This window comes from Streptomyces sp. NPDC090022, from assembly GCF_044748145.1.
In the GTDB taxonomy this organism is placed as follows: domain Bacteria; phylum Actinomycetota; class Actinomycetes; order Streptomycetales; family Streptomycetaceae; genus Streptomyces.
The window spans coordinates 48,778-57,595 of sequence record NZ_JBIVFN010000026.1; the positions used below are offsets into that span (position 1 = coordinate 48,778).

The following is an 8,818-nucleotide window of genomic DNA, read 5'->3' on the forward strand; positions in this document are numbered from 1 at the left end:
GTCAGACGCCGTCCTGTTCCTTGGTGACCCATTCCTTGGTGACCGACCACTGCGTGACCGGCATCGCCTGCCGCCAGCCGGTGAAGCCCCCGACCGCCACCGCGTGCGAGACGGCCAGCTTCACCAGCTCGCCGCCGTGCTCGCGGTACCGGCGGGCGAGCAGGGCCTCCGATTCGAGGGTGACCGTGTTGACCACCAGCCGGCCGCCGGCCGGCAGCGCCGCCCACACCGCGTCCAGCAGACCCGGCGCGGTCAGCCCGCCGCCGATGAACACCGCGTCGGGCGCCGGCAGTCCGGCCAGCGCGCCGGGCGCGGAGCCGATCACCACCCGCAGACCCGGTACGCCGAGCGCCATCGCGTTGCGGCCGATGCGCTCCGCCCGCTCCGGCACCCGCTCCACCGTGACCGCCCGGCAGGAGGGGTGCGTGCGCATCCACTCGATGCCGATCGAGCCGGAGCCGCCGCCGATGTCCCACAGCAGCTCGCCCGGCGCGGGTGCCAGCGCGCACAGCGTGGCCGCCCGCACATGACGCTTGGTCAGCTGGCCGTCCGTCTCGTACGCCGCGTCCGGCAGCCCGGGCGCCGCGCCCAGCCGCAGGGCGCCGGGCGCGCGTACGCACTCGACGGCGACCACGTTCAGCGGGTCGCCGGGCGCGTGCGACCAGTCCTGGGCCGTGCCGCCGTAGTGACGTTCCTCCGCCGAGCCGAGCCGCTCCAGCACGCGCATCCGGCTGGGCCCGAAGCCCCGCTCCACCAGCAGCGCGGCCAGCTCGCCCGGCGAGCGCGCACCGGCGCTGAGGACCAGCAGGCGGCGCCCCTCGTGCAGCGCCGCCGCCACCCTGGCCACCGGCCGGCCCACGACCGTGACGACGTCGGTGTCCTCCACCGGCCAGCCCAGCCGGGCGCAGGCGTACGACACCGACGACGGGTGCGGGAGCACGGCCAGGCCCTCGGGGCCGGCCTCCTCGCAGAGCGCGCGCCCGATGCCGTAGAACATCGGGTCCCCGCTCGCGAGCACCGCGACGCGCCGCCCGGCGTACTGCTCCAGCAGCTTCGGCACCGCCGGCCGCAGCGGGCTGGGCCAGCTCACCCGCTCGCCCCCGCAGGCCCCCTCGGGCACCATGGCCAGCTGGCGGGGACCGCCGATCAGTACCTCGGCCGCCATCAGCGCGTGCCGCGCGTCCCGGGTCAGGCCGTCCCAGCCGTCCGCGCCGATGCCGACGACCGTCACGGGGGGCCCCGGCGGCGGGGTGGGTGCGGAGCTCACTGTGCGGAACCTCGGGGGACGGGGACGGACCGGACCCGCACTCTACTGGCCCGCAGCCGCGGCTCCAGGACCAGGGTGAGCGCCACCGAGGCCCCGGCCAGGACCGCCATCGCGGCAGCCGCCGACAGGACGTGCGCCAGCGCCCCGCCGAGCGCGGCGCACAGCCCCTGAGCGGTCAGCATCCCCGCCGAGTGCAGGCCGAGCGCCTGGCCCTGCGTACCGGCCGGGAGCAGTCCCACCAGCCGCTCCTGCATCAGCAGCCCCGCGCTGTACCCGACGGAGGCGATCCCGACCACGACCGCGGCGGCCACCGGACCCGGTCGCAGCAGGAACACCAGGTACGGCACGGCCAGCAGCAGCCGCAGCGCCGGCGCCACCCGGTCGCGCCAGGCCGCCGGCAGCACGCGCCCCACGGCGATGTCCCCGGCCAGCATCCCGGCCGCCGCGCAGCCGAACAGCAGCGCCGCGTGCCCGGGGGCGTAGGGGATGAACAGCGACTCGCAGCCGACGACCAGCCCGTTGGGGATCCACAGCGCCAGGTACAGCGCCCTGCGCCGCGGATCGGCCAGCAGCAGCGCGTTGACCCGCCAGGTCCCGGCCACCGAGGCCCGGCCACCGGCCCGCGGCGCCCGCCGCCGCAGGCCCAGCCGGGCGCAGCCGGCGGCCACCAGGGCGAGCGCGGCGGCGGCCAGCAGCGCGCCGCGCGGCGCGAGGACGGCGATCAGCAGCCCGCCCAGGGCGAAGCCGGCGATCTGCACCACCCCCGCCGCCACGGCCAGCAGGGAACGGCCGGCGAGGTACGCCCCGGCGGGCAGGATCTCGGTCAGCAGCCCGTACCGCACCCCGCCGCCGACCGCGTCGGCCAGCCCCTGGAGCAGGAGCAGCGCGAACACCACCGCCAGCGGCAGACCGGGCAGGGCGAGCAGGGCGGTGCCGAGCGCACCGCACAGGGCGAGCCCGGCCAGCGCCGCGCGCGGCGGCAGCCGGTCGGCGGCCGAGAGCAGCAGGCTCGCGCCGGCCACCTGGGCGAAGGACGGGCCGAACATGCCGAGCGCGGCCAGCAGCGGGCTGCGCGTGCGCTCGTAGAGAAGGACGGCGAGGGCGAGACCGGAGACGGTGTTCCCCGCCACGCGCAGGGTGGCGCACAGGAAGAAGGGGGTGAACTCGGGCGTGCGGGCCAGGGCCCGGTAGGTGGGGGTGCGGGGCATGCCGGAAGTCTCATGCCCGGTACGGCGCACCCCTATTGTTCCGCGTGGAGGCGAAACATGGGGTGGTGGCGGATCGACACGGACGCGCTGGCGCAGAGCCGGTTCGTGGTGTCGGAGCTGGCGGAGACGACGGCCGCGCTGTTCGCACTGGAGCGCCGCACGGCCACGCACCCGGCGGAACGGGACTGGCTGGCCGCCCAACTGCCCGGCTATCAGGCGTATCTGAGGCAGGATCCGGTCGCCGCCGAGCTGGTGCGGGCGGCCTTCGGCCCGCGCTGGCTGGCGGGCTTCCTCACCCCGCCGCCGCGGGGACTGCCCTTCGCCGAGGAACTGGCGGCGGTACGCGCCAGCGGCGACGCGGTGGTCCGCACCGATCTGCGGGCCGCCTCCGCGCTGCCGGACCGGGTCGCCCGCGCGCGGGGGCTGGGGCCGCGGGCGGCGGACGTCCTGGAGTGGGTGTGGACGTACGCGGTACGGCCGGACTGGCCGCGCCGCCGCCGGGTCGCGGAGGCGGACGTACTGGTGCGGACGCGGCAGCTGGGCGTGGCCGGCTGGGCGGCGGCGCTGGCGGGCCTGCGTCCGGACATGGCCTGGCTCGGCGACGGGCGGCTGCGGATCAACCGGCAGGACCGGCCGCCGCGGGAACTGTCCGGGCCGGCGGGGCTGGTGTTCGTGCCGGTGACCCCCGGGCACGGGTGGGTGGCCTGGCGGGGTGCGCACCGGCACGCGCTGGTCTACCCGTGTACGGGGCAGCTCACCCAGGGGGCGGCCGGGGCCGGGGTGCCGACGGCGCTGGCGCGGCTGCTGGGACCGGTGCGGGCGCGGATCCTCGTGCTGCTGGAGAGCCCGAAGTCGACGACGCAGCTGGTGGCGCTGACCGGACTGAGCCTGGGGACGGTGGCCGGCCAGCTGAAGGTGCTGCGGGAGGCGGGCCTGGTGCTGCGGCGGCGGGCCGGGCGCAGCGTGCTTTACCACCGGGTGGGGGCGGGGGACGTCCTGGTGGCGGCGGCCGGGCGGTAGGGGCGGCCGGGCGGCGGCGACGCTGCGCCCCCGCGGGAGGGCGGGTGGGGGCGGGTCAGTCGCCCGCGGCGCGCTCGTACAGGGCCTCGGCCGCGTCGTCGAAGCGGCTGCTGTACGAGGTGGCGTCGTCCCCGCCGCCGTCACGGCCGCCGATCACCCCGATCAGCGTGCCCGTGCCGGCCGGGCCGTCGGCGCCGGTGAGCAGCGGGCCGCCGCTGGTGCCGTCGGGGAAGCCGGTGCAGTCGAAGCGCACCTGCGTGGGCCCGGCGGTCCGTGCGGTGTTCCGGCAGGACAGCGGCGCCTCGGCGTCGTTGGGGTACCCCAGCAGCCGGGCCGGGGCCGGCAGCGGGGACCGGAAGGCGATCCGTTCGCCGCCGGTCAGGTCCTCCAGGCGTGCGCCGGGATGTCCGGGACGGCGTACCTCCAGGAAGGCGATGTCGTGGTCGGGGTCGTGGTCCTCGCTCCAGCGGCGGTCGACGTGGATCCGCGTCGGCACCCACACCCCGTACGGCAGTACGCCGTCCCGGTAGCCGGGCGCGAACACCAGGTTGGTGCGGAAGCCCCCGGTGTGGACGCAGTGGGCGGCGGTCACGACGAGGTCGGCGCCGGGGGAGTGGACCACGCTGGCCGAGCAGTGGTGTTCGGGGTCCCCGTCGTCGCCGGGCGAGAACAGCGCGCCGACCGTGGGTTCGGCGGCCGGGGCGGTCTCGGCGCCCCGCTGGTCGCGGTCCGTGGGGGCCGGTGCCGTCGGTGCCGTGGGCGCCGGCAGGGTGGGCTCGGGCGCGGGCGCGGCCGGGGTCTCGTGGCCGAGCCCGTTCAGCACCGCGTCGGCGGCCTCGTCCGCCAGCCGGGGGTCCTGGACGTAGATCCCGGTCGTCAGGTCCCCCTCCGCCAGGTGCCCGGCCAGGGCGCGCAGCTGCCACAGGAACGCCCCGAGGCCCAGGACGAGCGCGACACAGACCCCGAGCACCACGGACAGCCGTACGGCGGACCGCCGGTGAACCGTCGCAGGCATGCGGCACCCCTCTGCCCGGAGCATCGAATCGTCTCCCCCTTCGATGGCGAGGAGGACCGGGCGGTTCCGCCCGACGGATGTGTCCGTGCTCACATTCGCCCGCCCCGCCATCCGCCGTCTTCCCGGCCGTCATCCAACGCCCCTACGCTCCGCGCGACTTGATGCAGCCGCTCGGGACAGGAGCCGAACACATGAGACTGCGCAACCGAAGGGCCGGCCGGGCGGGGGCGGTCGTGGTGGCGGCCCTCGCCCTCGCGTTCGCCGCCGTGACCCCCTCCGGCGCCGCCCCGCGCGTGCCCGCCGCCGACCTGCCGTACGCCGGCTCCACCGGTGTCGGCGTGCACAACGCCTACGAGAAGTCCACGTACGCCTACTTCGCCGACGCGCTGGACTCGGGCGCAGCCCTGCTCGAACTCGACGTGTGGACGAACTTCTTCGGAGCGTCGTGGCGGGTCTCCCACAGCAACCCCGTGGGCAACGACACCGTCATCACCTCCGACTGGTACCCGCTGCCCGGGGTTCTCCGGACCGTCGTCCCCCGCGGCTGACCGCCGTACCCCACCGCACCGAGGGCCCTGGGAGGATGGCGGGCATGACTGCGCACGCCATGCTCCCGGGCCACGAGCGGCCCTTCGACGACGCCTACCGGGCCGACCCCCACCGGGTGTTCACCCGGCTGCGCGCACAACAGCCGGTCCACCGGGTGGAGTTGCCCGACGGCTCGGCGGCCTGGCTGGTGACCCGGGAGGCCGACGTCCGGGCGGGGCTCGCCGATCCGCGCCTCAGCGTCGACAAGCGGTACGCGGGCGCCGGCTACCAGGGGTTCTCGCTGCCGCCCGCGCTCGACGCCAACCTGCTCAACCTCGACGGCGAGGACCACCTGCGGCTGCGCCGCCTGGTCTCTAAGGCCTTCACCCCGCGCCACACCGCCGGGCTGCGGCCGCGCATCGAGGCCGCCGCCGAGGGCCTCGCCGACCGACTCGCCGCGCGCATCGCCGCCGACGGACGGGCCGACCTGGTCGCCGAGTTCGCGGCCGTGCTGCCGCTGAGGGTGATCGGCGACCTGCTCGGCGTGCCCGACGCCGACCGCGAACCCTTCGCCGCGCTCGGCCGGCAGATGCTCGCGCCCCGCCGCCCGCAGGACGTCGCCGAGGCCGTCGGGGGCCTGCACCGGCTCCTGGTGGACCTGGTCGCCGTACGCCGCAGCGCGCCCGGGGGCGACCTGCTGTCCGCCCTGATCGCCGCCCGCGACGAGGCGGACCGGCTCAGCGAGGACGAACTCGTCTCCCTCGCCTTCCTCATCCTCCTCGCGGGAGTCGAGAACACCCAGGCCGTCATCAGCGGCGGTGTCCTGACCCTCCTGGAGCACCCCGAGCAGCTCGCCGCGCTGCGCCGCGACCCCGCCCTGCTCGACGAGGCCGTCGAGGAACTGCTGCGCCACGCCCACCCCAACCAGACGGCGATCCGGCGCTTCCCCACCGAGGCGGTGGAGATCGGCGGCGTCCGGATCCCGGCGGGCGAGACCGTGCTGCTGTGCCTGTCCGCGGCCCACCGCGACCCGGCCCGCTACCCACGCGCCGACGCCTTCGACCTGCACCGCGCGGACAAGGCGCACCTCGCGCTGGGCCATGGGGTGCACTACTGCCTGGGCGCGCCCCTGGCCCGCCTGGAGCTGACCGTCGCCTTCGCGACCCTGCTGCGCCGCTTCCCCGGTCTGACCCTGGCGGTACCGGCCGCGGAACTGTCCTGGAACACCACGTTCCGGACCCACGCCGTACGGACCCTGCCGGTCACGTCGGCCGGCTGACGAAACCCCTCGTGCGCATCAGTCGCGATGACCGATGCGCACGAGGGGTGCGCGCGTCAGGGCGAGGGACTGACCTGGACGGTGGTCAGGGCCCCGCCGGCCGCCTCCTTCACCACCGCGATCCGGGTCCCGGTGTCGGGCACCTTCACGCCCACCTGCGGCAGTTCGGCGTTCCAGTACGTGCCGCGGCGGTCGTCGAAGACCGCGACCCCCGGGCGTGCCGGGACCAGCGTCGGCGCCCCCGCCTTGTGCAGCACGATCTCGTCGCTCGCGCGCAGCGAGAAGGGTGCGTCGAAGGTCTGCGCACGGGCGTTGAACAGGGTGCCGTCCGCGAACCGCAGCGGTTCCGGGCGCGCGTCGACCGGCAGCAGCATGCCGCCGCCCGGGTGCGCCTTGGTGGTGTTGTCGCTGTAGGCGGTGTCCCAGAGCCAGATCAGCACGCCTTGCTGGTACGGGTAGAACTCCACCGTGTCGTTGCCGAAGCCGAAGTTGTACGGTCCGCTCTTGAGGTAGCTGCCGTAGCCGGTGTAGCGGCGGTTCTCCACCAGGTACGCGCGCGGGTGCTCCGCGGTGCCCGTACGGCCCTGCGTGCGCGACCACTTCACCGCGCTCCAGCCGTTCGCGCCCTGCTCGGCCCCGTCGCGCAGCACGGTGGCACCGCCGGCCGTGACGGTGAGGTCGTCGAAGGTGACGCCCTTGCCGTGGGTGTTGCTGTCGGAGGTCACCCGCAGCCGCAGCTGCACGCTCCGGCCCGCGAACGCGTCCAGCGGGACCGCCAGTTCGCTCCAGCCGGCCGAGGTGCCGGAGATGCCCTTCGCGGGGATCGCCGTACCGCCGACCGTGCCCGGCAGGGCGGACCAGGTGGTGCCGCCGTCCGTGGAGGCCTCCACGGTCAGGAAGTCGAAGTCCTGCTCGATGTCGTACCAGAGACGGGCGCCGAGCCGGACCGGGCCGGCGTCCGGCGCGTGGCCGGTCAGGTCGAGCGTGCGGGTCAGGGTGTTGTCCATGAAGTCGCCGGTGCCGCTCCACCACTGGGCCGCGCCCTCGTACGGATCGGTCAGATCGGTACGGGTCACGGATGGCGGCAGGTGCACCAGCAGGGCCTGTGGATCCTCGGTGTTGTAGCCGGAGACGCCGAGCACGGCGCGCGTCCTGCGGCCCGCGTCGGCCTCGGTGTACTCCAGCCAGCCCAGTTGCAGCTTGCTCCACGGGTCGAGGTCGCCGGGGTAGTCGCCGGTGGTGTTCGGGCCCTTGCCGAGGTAGGAGGCCGAGGACATCAGCGACCAGAAGTTGACGCTGTTGTCGCCGTCGGAGCTGTAGAGGTCCGGCAGCCCGAGGTCGTGCCCGAACTCGTGGGCGAACAGGCCGACTCCGCTGTTCTCGCCGCCGGTGAGGTAGTCGCCGGCCCAGATGCCGGAGTCCCCGACGGGCGTGCCGCCCGCCTTGTTGCCCTCGGGACCCGCGCTGCCGGCCTGGTTCCAGTACGCGAACCAGCGGTGCGCCCACACGGCGTCCTTGCCCTGGTCGCCGCCGCCCCAGGTCTGGTCCTTGCCGGCGTGCACGACGACGAGGTGGTCGAGGTAGCCGTCCGGTTCGTCGAAGTTGCCGTCGTGGTCGGCGTCGTAGCGGTCCCACACGTCGTACTCGGCGAGCTGGGCCTTGATCTGCTCGGGGGTGCGGCCCCGGGCGCGCTCGGTGTGGTACCAGGCGTTGGTGGCGTCGCGCACCATGTCCCAGTTGGTGCGGCACTGGCCGGGCTCGGAGCAGTTGTCCGTCCCGTAGCGGGCCTCGTTCCACGGCAGCCGCACCCAGTCGCTGACGTGACCGTCCATGTCGTAGCGGCCGGAGGACTGGAGCCGGTAGTAGTTGCGCAGGGTGACGGCGCCGGGGCCGGTGCCGAAGAACTGCTGCTGGTAGTAGGCCTGGCTGAAGTCCTTGCGCCACAGGGTGTGGTTGTCGCTCTTCGCCGGCCTGGCGATGGTGTTGTGGCGGGGCCCGGGCGTGCCGCCGAAGCGCGGCTTGCCCTCGAACTCGGTGGTCGTGTCCACCTGGTCGCCGAACTCGGCGAGGATCACGAAGACCTTGTCCTTGCGTTCCTGGGCGAGTTCGACGTACCGCTTGCCGACCTTGGCCGCGCGGGGGAGGGTGCCGTCCGCCTCGGCGCGGGTGCTGCCGGCGGCGACGCCTTCGAGGGCCTGGCGGCGCAGGCTCTGGCGCTGGAGTTCGAGCGGGGCGGGCGGAGGGGCGGCGGCGAGTTCGGGGGCCCGCTGCCCGGCGGCGGGCGGGGGCGGGGCGGTGGCGGCGAGGGCGGGGGCGGCCAGGAGGGCGAGGGATATCGCCGCTCCCACCGCTGCGAGTCTGCGCAACGTGACGGACCTTTCCATGAGTTCGGGGAATGCCCCGGGAGGGTTCGGGCGTGCGGTCGAAGCGCAGGTAATATTTCACATGTCACAGGTGACGGCTAGGGTGGTGCGCGAAAACGGAAGCGGCCGCGGCGCGCC

General features: G+C 75.2%; 7 protein-coding genes. 3 read left to right on the plus strand and 4 right to left on the minus strand.

Annotated features, from left to right (window positions below):
* Position 1: 1 nt before the first annotated feature.
* Positions 2 to 1,267: a precorrin-6y C5,15-methyltransferase (decarboxylating) subunit CbiE gene (cbiE, locus tag ACIPXB_RS31080; RefSeq protein ID WP_401455238.1), complete on the minus strand. Its 1,266-nt coding sequence runs from the start codon at positions 1,265 to 1,267 to the stop codon at positions 2 to 4.
* The gene (locus tag ACIPXB_RS31085) at positions 1,264 to 2,475 is read right to left on the minus strand and encodes an MFS transporter (RefSeq protein ID WP_401455240.1); all 1,212 of its coding nucleotides are present in this window, start codon (positions 2,473 to 2,475) and stop codon (positions 1,264 to 1,266) included. Before ACIPXB_RS31085 ends, cbiE begins: the two co-directional genes overlap by 4 nt.
* Positions 2,476 to 2,532: 57 nt before the next feature.
* On the opposite strand from ACIPXB_RS31085, the gene ACIPXB_RS31090 reads away from it, so the two are divergent.
* The gene (locus tag ACIPXB_RS31090; RefSeq protein ID WP_401455243.1) at positions 2,533 to 3,495 is read left to right on the plus strand and encodes an ArsR/SmtB family transcription factor; all 963 of its coding nucleotides are present in this window, start codon (positions 2,533 to 2,535) and stop codon (positions 3,493 to 3,495) included.
* A 55-nt stretch (positions 3,496 to 3,550) separates the two neighbouring features.
* On the opposite strand, the gene ACIPXB_RS31095 is transcribed toward ACIPXB_RS31090, so the two are convergent.
* Positions 3,551 to 4,510, minus strand: a complete 960-nt coding sequence (locus ACIPXB_RS31095; RefSeq protein ID WP_401455246.1) for a trypsin-like serine peptidase — start codon at positions 4,508 to 4,510, stop codon at positions 3,551 to 3,553.
* A 191-nt stretch (positions 4,511 to 4,701) separates the two neighbouring features.
* Here ACIPXB_RS31095 and ACIPXB_RS31100 point away from each other — a divergent pair, with 191 nt between their 5' ends.
* Both ACIPXB_RS31100 and ACIPXB_RS31105 read left to right on the plus strand, forming a co-directional pair.
* The gene (locus ACIPXB_RS31100) at positions 4,702 to 5,058 is read left to right on the plus strand and encodes a hypothetical protein (protein WP_401455247.1); all 357 of its coding nucleotides are present in this window, start codon (positions 4,702 to 4,704) and stop codon (positions 5,056 to 5,058) included.
* Between the two features lie 44 nt (positions 5,059 to 5,102).
* Positions 5,103 to 6,317, plus strand: coding sequence for a cytochrome P450 (locus ACIPXB_RS31105; protein WP_401455249.1), 1,215 nt, complete (start codon positions 5,103 to 5,105; stop codon positions 6,315 to 6,317).
* A 56-nt stretch (positions 6,318 to 6,373) separates the two neighbouring features.
* Here ACIPXB_RS31105 and ACIPXB_RS31110 read toward each other — a convergent pair whose 3' ends face one another.
* A complete protein-coding gene (locus ACIPXB_RS31110) occupies positions 6,374 to 8,683 on the minus strand; it encodes an immune inhibitor A domain-containing protein (RefSeq protein ID WP_401455252.1) in 2,310 nt (769 codons plus the stop codon).
* Between the last annotated feature and the right edge of the window lie 135 nt (positions 8,684 to 8,818).

What these genes read in the sequence shown, in the direction of transcription:
- ACIPXB_RS31085 (WP_401455240.1), bottom strand. Translation starts at nt 2,475, where the DNA reads ATGCCCCGCACCCCCACCTACCGGGCCCTGGCCCGCACGCCCGAGTTC.
- ACIPXB_RS31090 (WP_401455243.1), top strand. Translation starts at nt 2,533, where the DNA reads ATGGGGTGGTGGCGGATCGACACGGACGCGCTGGCGCAGAGCCGGTTC.
- ACIPXB_RS31095 (WP_401455246.1), bottom strand. Translation starts at nt 4,510, where the DNA reads ATGCCTGCGACGGTTCACCGGCGGTCCGCCGTACGGCTGTCCGTGGTG.
- ACIPXB_RS31100 (WP_401455247.1), top strand. Translation starts at nt 4,702, where the DNA reads ATGAGACTGCGCAACCGAAGGGCCGGCCGGGCGGGGGCGGTCGTGGTG.
- ACIPXB_RS31105 (WP_401455249.1), top strand. Translation starts at nt 5,103, where the DNA reads ATGACTGCGCACGCCATGCTCCCGGGCCACGAGCGGCCCTTCGACGAC.